This is a genomic window from Colwellia aquaemaris (assembly GCF_057548755.1).
Map to the genome: position 1 here is coordinate 26089 of NZ_BAAJLV010000003.1, position 19555 is coordinate 45643.

Genomic DNA, 19555 nt, shown 5'->3' on the forward strand with positions numbered 1-19555 from the left:
CCAAATGGTCAGGTGTGGTGTGGTTAAAAAATTTATTATCAATAGTAAAGGACTTTCTTGTGGATATTTTTATTTCTTTTGCAATAATGAAGTATTATTTTTTAGGTTATTAATTTTTATGCAACAATATGATTTAGTCGCATTACGCAGTTTTATTTCGGTAGTGGATACGGGGAGTTTTAATCAGGCTGCAGAGTTGCTTGAAGCCAGCACTGCGGCTGTGAGTCGTCGTGTCTCAGGGTTAGAAGCTGCGCTTAATGTTCGCTTGCTTAACCGTACCACTCGAAAGATTGAATTAACGGAAGCAGGGTTGCAGTTTTATCAAGATGTGGTGAATATTTTTCAGTCGTTAGATGAAGCACAAGAGCGTATTCAAACCAGTAGTGATAATATCAAAGGCAACTTACGAATTTCTGCGCCATTGAGTTTTGGTATTACTTCATTAACTCCTATTTTAACCGGCTTTATGAAATTACATCCGGAATTGAAAATTCATTTACAACTTGAAGACCACCGAACCGATTTTGTCGCTGAAGGTATAGATGTCGGTATCCGGGTGGGGGGATTAGAAGATTCAACATTAGTTGCCTTACCTATCACAACAATAGATGCAGTTTTTTGTGCTGCGCCAAGTTATTTGAAAAGTCATGGCACACCGACGGTGCCGGAAGATTTAGTTACTCATAATTGTTTACGTTACAGCTTAATAAACCCGAAATTAGGTTGGGTTGTGCAAGATAAAGGCGTAGAACGTCGCATTGAAGTGAATGGTACTCTGACATCAAATAACGGCAATGCTTTAAAAGAAGCTGCGATAGAGGGGATAGGTGTTTTGCAGTCACCAATGTTTATTATTGGCGATGCTGTTGCGAAAGGGCAACTAGTTGAAATTTTGCCTGAATATAAACCTGCACCACTCGGACTTTATGCAATAAAGCTATCGCGAAAATTTACCTCTGCAAAAGTTAATGCTTTTATTGATTACCTTAAAGCCTATTATTTGGAGCAAAAAGCACAATAATATTTGTTGTAATAACTAACTCAATTTATTGATGTTGCAGCTTTAAACACTTTCATTAAGTTTTCAACGAAAATAATATTATTTTGCTCTGATACTGACACGGTAATACCAAAGGGGGCGAAGTGCAGTGCTTCGGCTAATTGCCCTGTCGATAACTTAACCTTGCTTAATGTCATTCTGTTCGCAGAAATTTCTCTTTCCAATCGTAATCGAATGCTTTCTTTAACAAGATTTTCTTCGTTTTGAATGAGATCTTTGCAATAAGCTTGGCCGGCATGTAGTAAATCGGCTCTGACTAAATTACTGGCAATATCATTAAAAAAACCTTCACAGCGCTGAATAATCAATTCTTGTGTGTCAGTCCAAAAATCCTGCTCTGAAATTCGATAGTTATCAATAAGGCTGTTGTATTGCAGAAAGTGTTTTTCAACTACAGCTCTAAATAGTACTTCTTTCGATTTAAACTGTTTATGAATGGTGACACGAGAAATACCTGCGTGCCGGCTTACCATAGATATATTGGCGGTGCAGTAGCCGTATTGAAAGAAGCAATCCATTGCGGTATCGAGTATTTTTTCAGTTGTACTTGGCAAAACATTTTCTCTTTAAAGATTGAACATCTTGATAATAGCGTGAATAAAAACAATAAACAACAGGTTTACAGTAGTTGTTAATGTGTAAACCTGTGCTATAATTGTGCAACTTATATCAATTGACTATATTTTGTCAGTTACACCATTTAATTAGTGAAGATACTTATTGGGGTTAATGTGAATAAATTTATTATCGTAGCCATAGCTGCTTTGGCGCTGCAAGCATGCTCTGAGCAGACAAAATCAGCAAAAGAAAGTACCCCTGTTGTTGTGCAATTAACAGCCGCAAGCATGACGAATTTAGCCAATGATTACGAATTTCCAGCAACAGTGTCAGCGGTTAAAAGTGTCGATTTAAAGTTTGAAGTGTCAGGGCGTTTGATTTTTGAAAGCCTTATTGAAGGTAGTGAAGTTAAAAAAGGGCAAGTATTGGCGAGAATTGATCCTGCGCCATTTCAACGCAAAGTTGAAGAAAGCCGTATTAGACATGAAGATGCTCAACGCGATTTAAAGCGTGTTAAAGATGTTTTTGAAAAAAATGTTGCCTCGCAACGTGACTATGACGAAGCCAAATCACAGTTTTCTATTACTAAAATAGCACTAGAAAATGCCAAGCAAGACTTAAGTTATTCAACGATTCGTGCACCATTTGATGCAGTGGTTGGTGCCAGATATATCGAGAATAACAGCTATATTCGCACCGGTGATACCTTAGCGAATTTGCAAGATAGATCCGAGTTATATTTTACCTTTGAAGTCCCAGAAAGAATAATGACAGCGAATGCCGGTAATCGTGATGTAAAAGCAACAGCGCATATTATTGGCCAAGAAAATAAGGTCTTCGACATACATTATGTTGAACATAAAACCACTCCAGATCCTATTACCCAAACTTATGGTGTTACTTTCGCACTTGATGGTGAGGTAACCAAGTTGTTTTATCCTGGTTCGCGGGCGATTGTGAATATTAAAGATAATAACAGTTATGCCCAAGCACTTGTTATTCCTCTCAATGCCTTAATGGGCAGTAGTGACGATGGCTTTAGTGTTTGGCGTTTTAATCAAACCGACAGCACGTTAAGTAAAGTCCCTGTTGAAATATCACAACTTCAAGGTGAATTTGCACTAGTTTCATCTGGTTTAAAAAACGGTGACAAAGTGGTTTCTGCGGCAGTAAGTCAAATGCGAGAAGGGTTAAAGGTTCGAGAATATAAGGCGGCATTTTAATATGGATATCGCACGTTATTCTCTCACTAAACCCATTAATATTTGGCTTTTATCGGTATGTTTTATCATAGGTGGCTTAGTCGCCATGGGGAAAATAGGCCGTTTAGAAGACCCAGCGTTTACCATTAAACAAGCAGTTATTTTTACTTATTACCCAGGTGCCAGTGCAGAGAAAGTTGAAAAAGAAGTAACTGAACAAGTTGAAATTGCTTTGCAGCAAATGTGGCAACTCGATGTTTTAGAGTCGGTAAGTAAGCCCGGATTTTCTCGTGTAACTATGGAAATTCAGCCACATATTGATGGCCCTTTATTGCCACAGATTTGGGATGAGTTGCGTAAACGCTTGCATGATATTGAAAATGATTTACCTCTGGGCGCAAGTGCTCCTGTGGTAATTGATGACTTTGGTGATGTTTATGGTGTCTATTACGCGCTGTCAGCACCCGATTTTAGTGCCTATCAAATGCGTGAATTCTCACGTATTATTCGCCGCGAAATTTTAACCGTGGATGGCGTGGCTAAAGTACAAGTTGGTGGCATTTTAGAAGAAGAAATAGTTGCCAGTATTGATAGTTATCAAATTGCCGGTTTAGGCTTATCTTTCCCAGATATACAACAAGTACTGGCGAGTAATTTAAAACCTTTTAGTGGTGGTCGGTTGTTTGTTGGTGATAAGCAAATTCGTATACCTGTTGAGAGTTCGACGGATAAAATTGAAGAAATAGAAAACCTTTCTATCGTAATTCCGGGTAAAAATGCTTCCATTAAAATAAAAGACATTGCTGAGTTAAGTATTCAACCTGTTGCAATACCTAAAGGTTTAAAACGATTTAATGGTGAAAGTGCTATAACGCTTGCGGTGTCTGCGCAAAATGATATCAATATTGTAGCAGTGGGCGAGAATATTGAAGCCAAACTTGCTGAAGTATTAGCTAAGTTACCCGCTGGTATTAATGTTTCATCTATTTATAATCAGGCGAAAATCGTCGACAAGTCGGTTGATGGTTTTATATTAAACCTAGAAGTCTCGGTTGCGGTAGTAACCCTTGCTTTGTGCTTGTTTATGGGCTGGCGCTCAGGTGTGGTAGTTGGCGGTACACTGCTAATTACCGTGTTGGGTACAGTGCTAATAATGTGGCTTTATGATTTACAGTTACAACGTATTTCGTTGGGGGCTATGGTTATCGCCATGGGCATGTTGGTTGATAATGCCATTGTTGTCGCTGAAGGTATGATGCTGCGTATGGAGAAAGGTAAGTCGGCTATGGAGTCGGCGAGTTTTATTGTCAAACGCACACAATGGCCACTGTTAGGGGCAACTGTTATTGGTATCGCGGCGTTTTCGGGGATTGGTTTATCGGATGATGCCACAGGTGAGTTCTTATTTTCATTATTTGCAGTGGTACTAATTTCCTTGATGCTAAGTTGGGTTTTAGCCGTTACGCTTACGCCATTACTTGGTAAATATTTTTATCAAGTGGGCAATAAAGCAAGCGAAAACGAAAGTCACTCGTTATTTCATAAAGCCTACTTAGTTGTGTTGCGTAATGCTTTGCACTGGCGTGGTGTTACCTTGGGGCTATTAATCGCAATTACGATTGGCGCTTATGCTAGTTTTGGTTTGATCAAACAAGGCTTTTTCCCACCGTCGAATACTCCAGTATTTTTTGTCCATTATTGGGGGCCACAAGACTCAGATATTCGTGCCACAGAAAAATACATGAAACAAGGCGAGAAACTTATTCTTGAAACTGAAGGCATTGAATCGATAGCAACGTTTATTGGTGAGAGCTCTGAGCGTTTTACCTTAGTTTTTGCCCCTGAACTGCCGAATGAAAGCTATGGTTTATTTCTAGTGCGCGCGCAAGATGCCGCTGAAATTCCACGCTTAGCACAGGAAATTTCTGCCAAGTTACGAGCTGAAAATCCAAAAGTGAATTTCTACGCGGAAATCATGCAATTTGGGCCAGGTGCTGGCGCTAAAATTCAAGCACGTTTTTCGGGAGAAGATCCCGCAATTTTGCGCGACTTAGCCGAGCAAGCTAAAGCCATTTATTTTGAAGATGGAAAAATTCGTGATATTCGTGATGACTGGCGTGACAAAGGCATAGTTTTGTCACCTGAGTATGATGACATTGCCGCAGGTATTGCAGGGGTTTCGCGTTCTGATTTTAGCCAAGCTATTGAGTTTTACACTGATGGCTTACAAATAGGGCAATTGCAAGACGGAGATTACCTTTACCCGATAATTGCGCGTAATAGCAATACCAATCCTGATCAACTGGTGGGTTTAGAAAATAGCTTAGTTTGGAGTAGCAGTCAGCGTACATATATTCCGTTTAAGCAAGTTAGCGGCAAAATGAGTTACACCAGTGAGGAGTTGTTGATTAACCGTCGTGATCGTGTACGTACTATTACGGTAAAAGCCGAAGCGGGTTATGGTGAAACAACCGGTGAAGCATTTGGCCGTACTCAAGCCAAAATAGAAGCCATTCAATTGCCTGACGGCTACACATTAGAATGGGGCGGTGAATATGAGTCGTCACGTGATGCACAAGCGGCTTTAGGTCAAGGCCTGCCACTTGGCTTTTTGATCATGTTTATTATTAGTGTGTTGCTGTTTGGACGTGCTCGCCAACCCATTATTATTTGGTTAATTGTCCCTATGGCTGTGGTAGGTGTGGTCGCTGGCTTATTACTGGCTGATTTACCGTTTGGCTTTATGTCGCTACTTGGCTTTTTAAGTTTGTTCGGAATGTTGATTAAAAATGCCATTGTTTTATTGGAAGAAATTGACTTGCAAATTATGGAAGGTAAAGAGCAAGCATTGGCCATTGTTGAAGCAAGTTTAAGCCGTTTACGCCCAGTGTCGCTAGCGGCGATTACTACTATCTTAGGAGTTATGCCGTTAATTCTTGATCCCTTCTTTGCTGATATGTCGGTAACTATTATGGGCGGCTTGGCATTTGCGACAATATTAACTATGGTGGCGGTGCCAGTACTTTATAGTATCTTCTATAAAATTAAGGTGGATAAAACAGTATTTTAATCCACATTTAGGTTTAAAGTTATTTAGAAAGCGAACAAGTTATTGTTCGCTTTTTTTATATAGGTTATTTGCAAAGAACACGGTTTCCCCTATCAACTAATTGTCGCGCATCCTTTCATTTAATGCTCTGCATTGAAAATTGTTGCATTCATCGTAATTATCATTTGCTTTTACTCGTATTTATTGCTTTGAAATTATTCCATACACTAGCGTTATTATTTAGAACATTAGGTATTAGCTATGTGGAAAAACACAGCGGAAAAATTTGGCTTAGTCAGTAAACTGTTGCATTGGTTAAGTGCAATTACCGTGTTTTCAATGTTTGCGCTAGGCTTTTGGATGGTTGATTTAACTTACTATAGCCAATGGTATCAAACGGCACCTCACTGGCATGAAAGTGTTGGCATACTGTTACTTATCGCCACTACGTTTCGCTTAATTTGGCGGTTTGTAAGTCCACCGCCAAAGGCGATACCGAGCCAAGCAAGTTCTGTGCAACAAGCTTCAAAGCTTGCCCATCTCGCACTCTATATTTTGCTCTTTTCTTTATTGCTAAGTGGTTATTTTATCTCTACGGCTGATGGGCGAGGTATTGAGGTTTTTAACTGGTTTAGTGTTATTGGTTTTCAAGGATTTATTGAGAACCAAGAAGATATCGCCGGGTTAATTCATGAATATCTTGCATATATTTTAGTGGCGTTATCGCTATTGCACGGCGCTGCCGCGATAAAGCATCACTTGATTGATAAAGACCAAACACTCACCAGAATGCTCAAATAACTAGGTAAGACTTTTTGATAAGTAACTTTAAATTAATAAGTGGAATATCCACAAGATAAAAGGAAACAAAATGAAAAACATAATATTAGCAACATCGTTATTAGCAGCCAGCGCACTAAATTCAGTGCAAGCGGCGGATTATATTATCGATCGTGAAGGTGCACATGCGTCAATAAACATCAGTGCCAGCCATTTAGGTTTTAGTGTTTTAACGGGGCGATTTAATAGCTTTAGTGGCAATTTTACTTACGATGAGCAAGATATTTCAAAATCGACAGTGAACGTTACTATAGATACCCGTAGTTTTGATTCAAACCATGCTATGCGTGATAAGCATGTTCGCTCTGATGACTTTCTTGATGTGGCAAAGTTTGCACAAGCGACATTTGTCAGTACTAAAGTGCAGGATAAAGGGAATGGCAAGCTAGCCATTGCAGGAGATTTTACCATGCACGGTGTAACCAAAACCATAACAATTGATGCAGTAAAAGTTGGTGAAGGTGAAGACCCATGGGGCGGTTATCGTTTGGGCTTTAGTGGCACCAGCACTATTAGTATGGGGGATTTTGGTTTTAAACAAGATTACGGCCAAGTAGATTTAATCTTACATATTGAAGGTATCCGCAAGTAGTTACATGTTATGGCTGCAACATAGGTAAAGTAAATCAAGTGAGGATGTGATGAATAAAGTGACTTCAAATTGGAAATCTAGCATTATGGCAGACGGCAATTACCGCCGAAAATCATCTCAGTTTCGTCAGTGGCTAAGTGCAGATGGTAGTACAGGTTTTAAAGCGGAGTCGGGACGATATCATTTATATGTTTCACTTGCTTGCCCATGGGCACATCGTACTTTGCTGTTTAGAGAGTTAAAAGGTTTAACAGAGCATATTTCAGTTAGTGTTGTGCATCCCGATATGCACGAAAAAGGTTGGAGTTTTCAGCATGATGAAAACTCCGCTGCCGAATATCAAACAACTGGAGACTCACTTTACGGTAACGAGTATATGCTAGCCGTTTATTTAAAAAGTGCCTCGAGTTATCAAGGCAACATCACTGTGCCGGTACTTTGGGATAAGAAAAATCAGCTGATTGTCAATAATGAGTCGGCAGATATTATTCGTATGCTTAATTTTGAGTTTAACCATATTACTGGTAATACGCTTGATTTTTACCCAAAGCACTTACAATCAGAAATAGACGAAATAAACGAGCTGGTTTATCACAATATAAATAACGGTGTTTACAAAACCGGTTTTGCAACAACACAACAAGTGTATGAAGAAAATTGTCATAAGCTTTTTTCTGCCTTAACAAGTTTAGATGAGCTGTTGTCAACACAACGTTATTTAACAGGCAATGAACTTACTGAAGCAGATTGGCGTTTATGGACAACCTTAGTGCGTTTTGATTCTGTTTATCATACGCATTTTAAATGTAATATTCGCTTACTTGCTCAGTATCAGCATCTTTATGGTTTTATGTTGGAATTGTTTCAAATGCCAGGTGTCGCGCAAACAGTGAATCATGCACATATTAAGCGCCATTATTATGTCAGCCATTTGTCTATTAACCCGCATGGTATTGTGCCGATAGGGCATCAACAAGATTGGTCAGTCGCGCACGGACGTGATAGAGCGTACTAGTTTTTATTTCTGCTATTAAAAGAAAGCCCTTAATCATTTAAATGATTAAGGGCTTAATTATTTATAGGGTAAAAGTGCGTTATGAAAGTTTTAGTTTATTATCAAGCGATAATTTTTCACCACCAAATAATATTACCAATATTAACAAACAGCCCCATAAAATATGTTCGTTCATTGCCGCGGCGCTGATATCAACCAAACTTAGCACCGCAACTATGTTGACAATAAAAAGCCCGACTGCCGAAAGTCGGCTAAATAAACCTATCGCTAATAAAACCGGTAGCACCAGTTCGCCTATGGTGCCCGCCCATGCCGCTGCGACTGGGGATAATAACGGTACTTCATATTCGTACTCGAAAAGCATTAAGGTTGACTCCCAGTCTCGCAACTTGGTTAAGCCAGATTTGAAAAATATACTAGCAACATAAAGCCGTGCGATTAATATTGCAGGCATACGTAAGTAATCGCTAAAGTCTAAAATTTGGTTGTGTAAAGCTCTAACTTTTTGCAAAGTCATGATTTATATTCCTCGTTATAGGTGTTGTTTGAATTAAACCAATAAGGTTTGATTATTAAGTAAATGAAGTTGTGTTAACTCATGTCAGCAGTCATTAAGCACTGAAATGGAACTTATAAGTTGCTGTGCTATCGCCTTGGGTAACCAGTCAATAATAGAAAAACTTGGCTCACTTGTGTCCTGTGTTTGCTGTATGTTACGAGCGTGATTGTCGAGTGCTTTACCAATACTGAGCTGCTGGCTATCTGTTGCTTCGAAATTTCTTTGCCACAACTTCAACCATTGATATTCAGGTACCGTTATTTGTTGATATTGTGCTTGAAAGTTTGGTCGCCAAATAAGGTAGTAATATTTACCTTCACTAAAGCTTGCTAGTTGCTGGCTAATATCGTAAAGGCTTAACTCGCTATTATCGGCAAATGCTGATTTAATTTCGGCAATAATTATATCGACAGGATAGGTTAGCGCTAATACGGTAAAGCCAGCACTAAAGTTTATCTGTAATTGGTAAGCATCAAGTTCGTTAAGCAGTGCAAGGGTGCTTAAATCGTTTGCAATATTTGTCGCTCTTTCGGCTTGATGACAAGCAAAATCTAGCATTGCAATTGCTGATAAAATAGCACTGTTGTCACACGCTTGCTGGTTCATAAATTTTGCAAAATCAATACCGAGTTCACCCCAGTCATATTGCGCTTTACCACAGCTTTGTAGGTAGCTTTTTACTAGCAAATTAAAAGCACTTTCGCCAATAAAAGAATGGACTGTCGCAAAGGTAATTGCCAATGCGCGACTCGCATTTGCTAATAGACTACGTTGGTAAACCTCAATGCCTGCGCTTATTCGGTTTTCTTCTAATGAGCTAAGGTTGAGGTTGTGAGCCATAGGTTTTTTCAAATCTAGTGCAAAAATATTTGCCAACACCGCAGACTGTTGTTGTTTAATGCTCATTTGCAATTTCCTCAGCCTGTTGCTCATTATCGGTTAAACCTAATGTTTCAAAAGCAATAGTTTTTGCTTTTTCGGCTTCTGCCAATAAGGTTTGCCACGAGGGCAAGTTTTCATCCCATTCAATTAAAGTGGCAACGGCGCCGAATTTTTCTAGGGCATAGCGATAAAGCTGCCAAACTTCATGAGAAACAGGTTGACTATGATCGTCTATCATTAGCTCACCTGCTAGGTTTGGTGTGCAGCCAGCTAAATGAATTTCAGCAACCAAAGCGGCGGGGATTTTATCTAACCACTGTTTTGCGATGCTGATTATATGTTCAGACGCTTGCTGGTTTTTATTTGTTGCGCTAGTAGAAGCGGTATTTGTATGCGTGGAGTCAGCATCAAGTAGTGGTCGATTGATGGCATTGACAATTAAGTTATTTAAATCAACCAATAGCTTGCAACCTGTTTGCTGGCAAAGCTTAACCAGAAACTCTGCTTCTTGATAAGTTGAACCGGGCAGTTCCATATAAGCGGACAAATTTTCAACTAAAATGTGACGACCTAAAGACTGCTGTGCACGTTGCACATTTTTTACCATAATCGCTAAACTTTCATCATTAAACGGAATAGGTAATAAATCGCCAGCATGCGTATTGATGCCGTTATTTTCAGCCCAAGTAAAACATGCGTGATCTGACACTAAAATTGGTTGGTATTGCTCAACCAAATTTGCTAACTGGACAAGCTGTTGTTTTGGCGCTGGTACTGCTGAACCTAAGCCAAGTGATGTTGCATGTAAACTGATGTTGTAATGCTGGCTTATGTCAGTTAATACGGCATGACTTGCACCACCATTAGCAAAAAAGTTTTCAGCATGCACTTCAATAAAGTCGATGTTAGCTGGAGTGTTTAAGGCATCATCATAATGAGCATGCCTTAAACCGACACCAATTAAAGGCAATTTAATTGCTGTATTTTTGTTCAAGGAAAACATAAAAAATAACCTCCAGTAACATCGAAAACTCTACCTACTACTACTTTTGCTTTAACTTTTCACGTGCTTCTTTACGCGTTAAACCACCTTGGCTTTTACAAAGTCCTTTGGTGACTAAGCGCCATTCTCCTGGATCGTTATCAACTTTAGATTGACCTGCACAAGAATGCGTTCCAGCAAGGTTGCTACAATCATTTTGCCCTGCTAACGATACACCGTAGCACTTTTCTTTTTTAGCGCGTTTTTCAGCGGCTTCCGCGTCTGCAACAACGCCAAGGGTTAAAGCTGCTGCAAATGCAGTTGATAATGCAATGTTGTGATTCATTTTATGCTCCAATTCATTAATGCTCGTTTAACCAGTTTAGTACATCGTTTTTTGGCGCGGCGCCAACATGTTCCGATGCTACAAGTTTATCTTTTAACAGTACTAGCGATGGAATGCTGCGAATACCATATTTTTGTGCAAGTGCCGGTATATCATCAATGTTAATTTTAATGGCTTTTACGCGGTTGCCTTGCTCGTTAGCCACTTGCTCGAATATGGGAGCCATGGCTTTACAAGGGCCACACCAAGGTGCCCAAAAATCAATTAATACTTGCTCGTTTGATGCGATAACATCACTAAAGTGTTGTTCGCTTCTAATTTCTTCTACATTCATCGCATTGACCTTAATTTTTTTCATTCTTGCTGAAGCCAAGTTTCAGCATTAATTAATGGTGAAACTTGGCTAACACTGTTGAGTTTGCTTGTTTAAAGTTCGTCAGCAGCAACGTTTTTAATGTCGCCCCAGTTGTCATCAGATTGGTTCAAATATCCAGGAACGTCAGTTAACCATTTCTTTTGTACGTCTTTATTCAAGTTTAAGTACAATTTGTTATCGACAATTTTCCATGCCAACGGGTCGGTATCAAACTTCTTCTCCATGGCTACACCGAATGCACAAAATCCGCCATACTGTGGTGCATATTTCGCCGGATTTGCTTTGAACATATCGCGATTTTCTTCATTGCTAAAACGGTAAATTCCGCCTTTGTATGTTGCTGTGTAGCTAGCTTTACCCATTTTTGGAGTTGACATTGTAAAGTAAGATACAGGGTCGTAACCCTTAATTGCTAGGTCATTGGCATCAGCATTCATATCGATATCTGCAGCAAATGAAAGGCTGCTTGCAAGTAAAACTGAGCCGGCTAATAAAGTTTTTAAAGTTGTGTTAAACATACTATTTCCTAAATTGTGTAATTGTTGAAGACAGGAGAAATAATAGTGTCGATTGATTAGCGAGTGGGATACAATCGTCCAAACTTTGAACCAAATCGTCCAAGTTGAGTATTTATGGACCATCTTTCTCAAATTATTGACAGATTTAGCTTGCAAGCTGGGGTGTTTTACACTGGTAAGTTGTGTGGTTTATCGCACTTTAATGAAGACGCTGCGTTAGAAGGGCATATTCATTTATTACGCAGTGGTACGTTATCGATTATAGGCTTAGATAAATCAACAATCGTTTTAGATAAGCCGTCTATCATCTTTCTTCCGCGTCCGGTAAAACATGGTTTAAGAGCACGTGATACAGACAATGCTGAACTAATTTGTGCCACCGTCACTTATGGCAGTAACAGTTCAAACTTATTGGCTGAAGCCCTACCTGATTTATTAATACTGCCACTAGAGAGCTCTCCATTTTTGCAAACTAATATTGATTGGATTATTGCGGAAGCGGGGCAAGAGCAACAAGGAAGGCAAGCGGTAATGAACCGTTTGATGGAAATATTTATCATTAGTATGATGCGTTCAATGATCAATAAAGGTGATATTGCCCAAGGTATGTTAGCGGGCTTGATGCACCCGCAATTGAAGAATGTTTTACAGCAACTTCATAATGCCCCAGAGCTAAGTTGGTCATTAGAGAAAATGGCAGAAATTGCCTTAATGTCGCGCTCAAAGTTTGCCGAAGTGTTTAAAGCGGTTATTGGACAAACGCCAAATGATTATTTGTTAAGCTGGCGAGTTGGTGTGGCACAATCATTATTAAAGCAAGGTAAAAGTGTCAGTATTGTTGCCAATAGTGTTGGCTATGAAACCGCGTCAGCACTTGCGCGAGTTTTTCGCAAACAAATTAATCTGTCACCAAAAGAGTGGCTAGAACAGCATGAGTTTTAGCAACAAGGAATATAGGATATTGTTGCAGCTAATATCATTTTCTGTGGCGACTTGTTGTTTAACACTATAAGCGCAACAAGCCACAGAGGTATATGTAAATCGAAAATATTAGTATTAGATTGTATACGTCGAATTAAGCTACCTTCTCGACTTTTCAAAGTGTTAACTAGTTCTTGCTAGTGTGTCATGACGGTTTACTAATACGATTATGTATCGCCAACTTAATGCTTGTTTTAAAGCGAGCTAGACATATTATCGTGACAATATAACAATAACTATTGGTTAAAAATAGCTACAAAGTTGATTTCATTTATATTTTTATAGCTGATTGCCTACCTTACTTACTATGGTAAAGTGACTTAGTTCTCTCTCATAATAATAAAAAAATATAGGGTTTGCGTATGAAACTACCTCAAATTGGGCCGGCATTTTTGGTTACTGCGGCGTTTATTGGTCCTGGCACTGTTATAACGGCTTCTTTGGCTGGTGCCAATTTCGGTTTAAGTTTAGTTTGGGCGCTTTTATTTGCCATGGTAGCAACACTGGTATTGCAAGAAATGGCAGCACGTCTTGGCATTGTTACTCAACAAGGGTTAGGGGAAAATATTCGCGCTGCAATTAACCAGCCGTTATTGCGATGGGCTGCAATAGCCCTGGTTGTTAGTGCTATAGTTGTTGGTAATGGCGCCTATCAAAGTGGCAATATTTCAGGTGCTACTCTTGGTTTAAGCAGCATTGTACAACAATTAAATATTAACTTGACGTATTCTACGATTGTTTTCCCACTGCTTATTGGTGGTATTGCGTTTCTATTGCTATTTACGGGCAGTTATAAATTAATAGAACGCTCACTCATTGTTTTGGTTGGCTTAATGAGTAGCGCATTTATTATTACGTTTTTAATTACTAAGCCTCAATGGCAAACGTTACTGGGCCACTTTTTTAGCTTTGATATGCCGACGGGCTCAATGTTAACGGTAATCGCATTAATTGGCACAACGGTTGTGCCCTATAATTTATTTTTACATGCTTCTACTGTCAGTGAAAAGTGGCATTCTACAGATGATATTTTATCGGCTAGAAAAGACTTATTGATTTCCATACCTTTAGGGGCGCTAATTTCGGTAGCTATATTATCAACCGCTGCTTCAGCGTTTTTTGGTCAACAATTGTCTATTAATAGTGCTGCTGATTTAGCACCAGCTTTACAGCCATTATTTGGTAATTGGGCAAGTGTTTTTCTTGGTGTTGGGTTATTTTGCGCCGGTATTTCATCGGCTATAACTGCGCCACTTGCCGCAGCTTATGCATTGTCTGGCATTTTAAATTTAGACAAAAACCTTAATGCTTTTGGCTTTAAATTAACCTGGATGATTATTTTGCTGTTGGGTGTGATGATCAGCTGTATTGGTATTAAGCCGGTTGCTATTATTTGGTTTGCGCAAGTTGCAAACGGCTTACTTTTACCAATAGTTAGTATGTTTTTGCTTTGGATGTTAAATACAGAAAAGTTAGGACAATTTCGTAATAATATTTGGCAAAATATCAGCGCAGTTAGCGTAATACTAATTGCTTGTATGTTAAGTGCGCGAAGCCTCTTATCAGCCTTTGGCTTAATTTAATTGTGGATAAAAGAAGAGTTTAGCAACGTTAGTGGCTCTGGCCGCTAACGTATTCTAGCTATCGCAGGTTATTTAATTATTTTTTGCTATCAAAGGCCGCTTTTAAATTATTAGCAAAGGTTATAAATTTTTCTTTTATAGTTCTTTTAACTGAAACATTTAAAGCGCCTAGTACAACTTTACCTTCAATAGTTATACAAGGTGCTTGGCGTGTTGCTAATGATGGTGCTTTGTTTTCAATACTGCTGGCAATACCGTATGTTTTACATACCACGTTGATGTTTTCCGGCACATAAATGATTGCATTGCCTAAAATACAATTAACTTTGATGGTGACATTTTGATATTGAAATACAGCATCAGTAAAATCTAGTGTTGATTCACCTAACACATTTCGTAATGTGATTGTTTGAGGCACGTTCCATTGACCACTTCGTTCAATATTCCCTAAAATACTTTTTAAATTTAGTGCTGTATTTTCCCCATCAGCGTTTGAGTAGTTAGGTGTAAACTGATGCTCTTTTTTATCGTTGTATTGGGTATCTGCCTTTAAGGTTAAATCGGCAACGAGGTCGACAATTTCTTGATGAGATTCGCTGTTCATGGCTTGGTCTAATCTACGTTCAAAGGCTTGTGATGAAATTACACCGTGGCTATAGTTGAAAATTAATTGATCTATGGTTTCTTCACGAACTTGTTCAATTGGACGATCTTCAAGAATTACTGTCATTTCTCACTCCGTTGCAATTATTTTGTAATTTATTGATAGAATGTTTATTGTTGCTAGAATAAGCAATGTTTAAGCCAGCAATTAAACGCTTTAATTACAAAGCTTTACAAATTCTTCATTTGACCTTGATGTAAAATTAGCTAGTAATTAGTGAAAAGGCACAAATTATAGACAATATGTGCCGTTAATATCACGGTTAGGTATTTTGCTTTATTGATTGGCTCTTACTGTACTAAATGAACTTGTTCAAAACGCTTTATGGCGCCATATATCGAAATAACAGCCCAACTAATCTCTAATGTAAATACTGGCCAATTTTGGTCGAGATATAGTTGTGGCAGTAATGCTAATGCCGCAAAGGCGTTCCAGCACAAATAATACCTAGGTAACATTTTTTCAGAGCTAAATAGCAAATAACATGCTGAAAAAACAAAGGCAGATGTCCAGCCTAATAAGGGTAAGTTAGCATTGTTAGATAGGGCGTATTGTCCTATAAATATGGCTAGCATAATGGCAATGATTAAGTGAAATAGCCGCTTACTAAATTTAATTTTAGTAAGGTCCATATTAAGCAAAAGAGAAAAGCTAATAATTGCCCAAAATCCATTAATAACAACGGCTTGCCACGAATTGTTAATACTTGAAGATATGATTAAACATATAGCAGCAATAGCGTTTGCTGTGTAATAAATAGATTTACGCCAGTTTTTGTTTAATGAAATATAACCGTGGTTAAGTAAGTATAATATGGTTCCGCACCAGCCAATAACAGCAATAGTCATTACTGTAGCTCTATGTGCATATTGCGCACGTATAATTCTTTGCCAACATGTGGGCCATTTAGTAGCACAACTTTACTTAAATCCATCATGTTTTTGTAGATACGATCGTTTTTTGACGGTTGTAATATTTTTTTACTCCACTCAATTATTAATACCTTACTACCTTGTGGCAGTGTGTAATAGTCAATACTTTCGCCTGACTTTGCTGATTGGCCTGTAATTAATGGATAGCCTTCGGTAGTGATTAACTTCGCAATATCAATTTTGCTTGTTACGGTATTGTTTGTTGTTTGCAAACTTGTCATGCCTTGCTCGTGTAAAGTGGTTAGCGCGTGATTAATTTTGTTGATCACGGCGCGACCTTGCTCATTTTTTGCGGCAATAACATGCAAACTAGAGGTGTCTTGAATATTCTCTAATGCGAGGATAAGTTGCTTTCTTAATGGGAAGTTTTGCTCTAAGTGGTAGTTCATCACGCTTTCAGTCATGGGAAGTACGTCAATATCGTGGTTAAATAGTGCCGTTAACGCCTGTTTTTCATCGGCAAATGTCATCGCATTCTGTATATCTTTATCGATACTTTCGCCATAGCTGTATCCTGCGACACGGCCTACTTTAGCTTTGTTTTTATACGCTAAAGTTGCGCTTTCATCGCTCATAAACTCGCGGTTGTAGTACAGTTTACTGGTAACCGTAAATACGGCTTGAGAATATAACACCTCTTGTGCGCGCTTAGCGGTTTTAAAGTATGGGAATGATGCTAATCGATTGTTTTGCTTAACTTGATAATACGATAATTGATAAGGAGTGTAATGCCATTGTGTGTCAATATTTTCAAAATCAAATAGTATCTCTACTAGCCTAGCAGCAGTACCTGTTGCTTGCTGCTCAGCATTGATGTATGGAGGCCAGGTGTCTGTTAACAAAGTTATTTTTTGTTGTGCTTGGGCAAAAGGAATTAGCAGCATAAATGCCAATGATTTTAGTGAGAGTTTTCTAGCTGAACTCAATATATTTACGCTTTTTTTGTAAACTTTAAGGAATATATTTTTCACAATAATTACCTAGATTTAATGAATTTATAGAGAAAAACTAGCAATAAGGTTAAAAAGAATCCTGAGCCAAACATTACGTCAGTATCAATGTCAGCGATAAATTGCAGCATAAACGAACGACTATCATCATTAAAATCTAACGTTGGTCGTGACATCATTTCACGGCTTAGTTCGGTTAAATATAGTGATAACTCAAAAACTGTAAAAAAGCTCAAGGCAACTAACAGTAAATCTGTTAGCAATGAACTTCGCTCCCGTTTGGCGTTTTCAGTTTCCTCTAATTTACTGGAGCAGATTTCAATCATACGTTGACCATTGGTGGTTAGCTGTTCGAAGTTCCAGCAGGAAAGAATTTGTTCTAATATTTGCCGTTTGTTGCGAGTTAAGTACTTTAAATGTTCGTGATAGTCGATTTGATGCATACGGGTATTAACACGGCTTCTTGCTAATTTCTCTTGGCCATTATTACTTTTATTGCCGTTATAGGCACTGTCAATGGCTTGTTTAAGTTGCATGTTGCAGTGCTCTTGTGCGGTATAATAATACTGGGCTAGAATCATCGCCTCTAAGCGATCATCGTTAGATGCTTTCGCGTCAATAACAACATAATTAAGCCAAGACAATGAGTAATTCAATTGGCCTGAGATGATATCTTTAGCATCTTCTGGTCGATAAGTATGAGCGAGCCATTGTGTAATTAATTGTTGGCTATTTGAACAGCTTAAACTGGCTGAGTTAATTAATAGCGCACGTGATACCCAAAAAATTTTTGTCTTATTATTATCTGGTTTTAATAACTTGAAATAGTCGCACGTTGGTTCGTTACAAATCGTAGATATATCGTCAGTAAAGTTTTTATAAACCTTATTTATTAGCATTTTAGCTTGAATTTGAGCTTCTGACTCAAGCATTTTGACATCGTTGTTATTGTCACACTTATGATTAATAACAACGATACCGATATTATTTGGGAATACATGAATGGTTAAGTGCGGTGCTATTTCTTCATTTTGCCAAATAAAAAGTCGATGTTCCCAACTGTCTTTATCTATCGCTTCATATTCATTATTGCTTTTTACTTGTTCTGTCAGTTGCACTGTATCGTGTTCTGTCACCAACTGAGTGATAAAGTTTTGGTAGTTTTCACTAGCGCGATCTGTACCTGTTTTTAGCGCAATGGGAATATAAATAGGAGAGATGGTTTGAATATTAATTATTTTACTGTCCATCTAGAAAAGTCCTTAATTTCTACAGGTGTACAATAGTTGCTGAAAATAATGCTGTAGTGTAAAAGGGATTTTACTTTAAAGCCACTGATATTATTGCCTTTTAGCCAACTTTTATGTGCTCTAATTTAAATGTTAAACGACAGGAGTGTGTTTTTTGTTAATAGCTGGTGATATTTTTGAAAGTAAAATGTGAACTTGTTTTGATTTATACGTAACACCCTATACTAAGATTGTCGTAACAGCATAATATTAACAAATTGAAACATTAATACTGGCGATAAATAACATAAAATGTAATTGTTCTGCTGATTTATAAAAACAAATTTGTTATGTTTATCAATCTGTTGAAAATTATGGTTTACGGTAATTGAGCGAACGTAGCGTATATACATTAAGTTGTCAGAATATCCATATAAAGTTAATTTTTATGTCTAAACTTAGATGTGTCAGGCCATACCCAAATGATTAAAGGAATATAGAATTGAAGGTATTTTACTGGTTTAGCTTTATTTTTTTATTACCCTTGTATGTCAAAGCAAACGAAACTCTCAAAGTAGGCATGATTGAAGGGGGCAGAGCACCGTATTTTTTTGCTGAAGAAAGCGAAAAAACCGGTTTGTATAAAGATATATTGTCGATAATAGAGCGCAAAACAAAAATTGAATTTACCTATCACTATTACCCACAAGCGCGTCTTCGAAGAATGATGATATCAGGGAGTTTAGATGTTGAAATGGGCACAGACCCATCATGGCGACAAGAAAAAAATGAAGTTGATGTTACAAGCTATTCAGTACCTTTTATGTTGTCGCGTGAATCTTGGGTTGTGTCAGCAAGCAATAAACAAAAATTCCAACATTGGAGCAATACCCCACAAGATGCTGTGCCTTGCGTTGTTCTTGGCTTTAACGTCGAGGAAAATATGAAAAAAGCAGACGTTGATGTGCGTGTAAATAGTGATCTTCATCTGCTTGAAATGTTAAAAAGAAAACGTTGTGATGTTGCTCTAATTCCAAATGCTATTCTTGATTATTATCATAGTTTTAACGATAAAAATTATGCAATGTTTCCTGCCAAAGCCGAACATCAACTTAGTCTTCGTATTGGCAATAGCCGGCGCTATTTGTTGCCCAAAATTAATAAAGCAATTAACGACATGAAGTCCAGTGGCGAATTGCAACACTTGTTTAAAAAGTACGGTATCCGACCTCACTAA

The 19555-nt window shown here is 38.2% G+C and carries 20 protein-coding genes; 9 read left to right on the forward strand and 11 right to left on the reverse strand.

From position 1 onward, the window contains the following. Window positions 1–118 precede the first annotated feature (118 nt). Window positions 119–1021: a LysR family transcriptional regulator gene (locus tag AC27HL_RS09655; protein ID WP_487080775.1), complete on the forward strand. Its 903-nt coding sequence runs from the start codon at window positions 119–121 to the stop codon at window positions 1019–1021. A gap of 20 nt (window positions 1022–1041) precedes the next feature. On the opposite strand, the gene AC27HL_RS09660 is transcribed toward AC27HL_RS09655, so the two are convergent. Beyond that, window positions 1042–1614, reverse strand: coding sequence for a TetR/AcrR family transcriptional regulator (locus AC27HL_RS09660; protein ID WP_487080776.1), 573 nt, complete (start codon window positions 1612–1614; stop codon window positions 1042–1044). A gap of 177 nt (window positions 1615–1791) precedes the next feature. Here AC27HL_RS09660 and AC27HL_RS09665 point away from each other — a divergent pair, with 177 nt between their 5' ends. The 5 genes from AC27HL_RS09665 (at window position 1792) to AC27HL_RS09685 (ending at window position 8316) form a co-directional block, all read left to right on the forward strand. Continuing rightward, the gene (locus AC27HL_RS09665) at window positions 1792–2841 is read left to right on the forward strand and encodes an efflux RND transporter periplasmic adaptor subunit (protein WP_487080777.1); all 1050 of its coding nucleotides are present in this window, start codon (window positions 1792–1794) and stop codon (window positions 2839–2841) included. 1 nt (window position 2842) lies between these two features. Beyond that, window positions 2843–5890: an efflux RND transporter permease subunit gene (locus AC27HL_RS09670; protein WP_487080778.1), complete on the forward strand. Its 3048-nt coding sequence runs from the start codon at window positions 2843–2845 to the stop codon at window positions 5888–5890. 240 nt (window positions 5891–6130) lie between these two features. Continuing rightward, complete coding sequence (locus AC27HL_RS09675; protein WP_487080779.1) at window positions 6131–6670, forward strand: cytochrome b; 540 nt, start codon at window positions 6131–6133, stop codon at window positions 6668–6670. 70 nt (window positions 6671–6740) lie between these two features. After that, window positions 6741–7301 (forward strand): YceI family protein, encoded by a 561-nt coding sequence (locus AC27HL_RS09680; RefSeq protein ID WP_487080780.1) that lies wholly within the window; start codon window positions 6741–6743, stop codon window positions 7299–7301. Between the two features lie 49 nt (window positions 7302–7350). Further along, window positions 7351–8316: a glutathione S-transferase family protein gene (locus tag AC27HL_RS09685; RefSeq protein WP_487080781.1), complete on the forward strand. Its 966-nt coding sequence runs from the start codon at window positions 7351–7353 to the stop codon at window positions 8314–8316. A 79-nt stretch (window positions 8317–8395) separates the two neighbouring features. Here the strand turns inward: AC27HL_RS09685 and AC27HL_RS09690 are convergent, their stop codons facing one another. From AC27HL_RS09690 to AC27HL_RS09715, 6 genes are all read right to left on the reverse strand, one after another. Beyond that, window positions 8396–8833: a DoxX family protein gene (locus AC27HL_RS09690; protein ID WP_487080783.1), complete on the reverse strand. Its 438-nt coding sequence runs from the start codon at window positions 8831–8833 to the stop codon at window positions 8396–8398. Between the two features lie 84 nt (window positions 8834–8917). Then, window positions 8918–9781, reverse strand: coding sequence for an HvfC/BufC family peptide modification chaperone (locus tag AC27HL_RS09695; protein WP_487080784.1), 864 nt, complete (start codon window positions 9779–9781; stop codon window positions 8918–8920). Next, window positions 9771–10760 (reverse strand): MbnB/TglH/ChrH family RiPP precursor modification enzyme, encoded by a 990-nt coding sequence (locus tag AC27HL_RS09700; RefSeq protein ID WP_487080785.1) that lies wholly within the window; start codon window positions 10758–10760, stop codon window positions 9771–9773. Before AC27HL_RS09700 ends, AC27HL_RS09695 begins: the two co-directional genes overlap by 11 nt. 40 nt (window positions 10761–10800) lie before the next feature. After that, window positions 10801–11085 (reverse strand): BufA1 family periplasmic bufferin-type metallophore, encoded by a 285-nt coding sequence (locus tag AC27HL_RS09705; RefSeq protein WP_487080786.1) that lies wholly within the window; start codon window positions 11083–11085, stop codon window positions 10801–10803. 16 nt (window positions 11086–11101) lie between these two features. Further along, complete coding sequence (trxA, locus tag AC27HL_RS09710) at window positions 11102–11443, reverse strand: thioredoxin (protein WP_487080787.1); 342 nt, start codon at window positions 11441–11443, stop codon at window positions 11102–11104. 68 nt (window positions 11444–11511) lie between these two features. Beyond that, window positions 11512–11979: a YHS domain-containing (seleno)protein gene (locus AC27HL_RS09715; RefSeq protein WP_487080788.1), complete on the reverse strand. Its 468-nt coding sequence runs from the start codon at window positions 11977–11979 to the stop codon at window positions 11512–11514. Between the two features lie 114 nt (window positions 11980–12093). Between AC27HL_RS09715 and AC27HL_RS09720 the strand changes: the two genes are divergently transcribed. After that, complete coding sequence (locus AC27HL_RS09720) at window positions 12094–12921, forward strand: AraC family transcriptional regulator (RefSeq protein ID WP_487080789.1); 828 nt, start codon at window positions 12094–12096, stop codon at window positions 12919–12921. A gap of 401 nt (window positions 12922–13322) precedes the next feature. After that, on the forward strand, window positions 13323–14543 hold the full coding sequence (locus AC27HL_RS09725) for an Nramp family divalent metal transporter (RefSeq protein ID WP_487080790.1): 1221 nt from the start codon (window positions 13323–13325) through the stop codon (window positions 14541–14543). Between the two features lie 76 nt (window positions 14544–14619). Here AC27HL_RS09725 and AC27HL_RS09730 read toward each other — a convergent pair whose 3' ends face one another. The 4 genes from AC27HL_RS09730 to AC27HL_RS09745 form a co-directional block, all read right to left on the reverse strand. Next, window positions 14620–15273, reverse strand: coding sequence for a LiaF domain-containing protein (locus AC27HL_RS09730; protein WP_487080791.1), 654 nt, complete (start codon window positions 15271–15273; stop codon window positions 14620–14622). A gap of 224 nt (window positions 15274–15497) precedes the next feature. Beyond that, window positions 15498–16055, reverse strand: a complete 558-nt coding sequence (locus AC27HL_RS09735) for a CBU_0592 family membrane protein (RefSeq protein WP_487080792.1) — start codon at window positions 16053–16055, stop codon at window positions 15498–15500. After that, the gene (locus AC27HL_RS09740; RefSeq protein ID WP_487080793.1) at window positions 16055–17110 is read right to left on the reverse strand and encodes a substrate-binding periplasmic protein; all 1056 of its coding nucleotides are present in this window, start codon (window positions 17108–17110) and stop codon (window positions 16055–16057) included. The genes AC27HL_RS09735 and AC27HL_RS09740 overlap by 1 nt, the downstream gene beginning before the upstream one ends. Before the next feature lie 5 nt (window positions 17111–17115). Then, window positions 17116–18339, reverse strand: a complete 1224-nt coding sequence (locus AC27HL_RS09745; RefSeq protein WP_487080794.1) for a hypothetical protein — start codon at window positions 18337–18339, stop codon at window positions 17116–17118. A gap of 481 nt (window positions 18340–18820) precedes the next feature. Here AC27HL_RS09745 and AC27HL_RS09750 point away from each other — a divergent pair, with 481 nt between their 5' ends. Then, a complete protein-coding gene (locus tag AC27HL_RS09750) occupies window positions 18821–19555 on the forward strand; it encodes a substrate-binding periplasmic protein (protein WP_487080795.1) in 735 nt (244 codons plus the stop codon).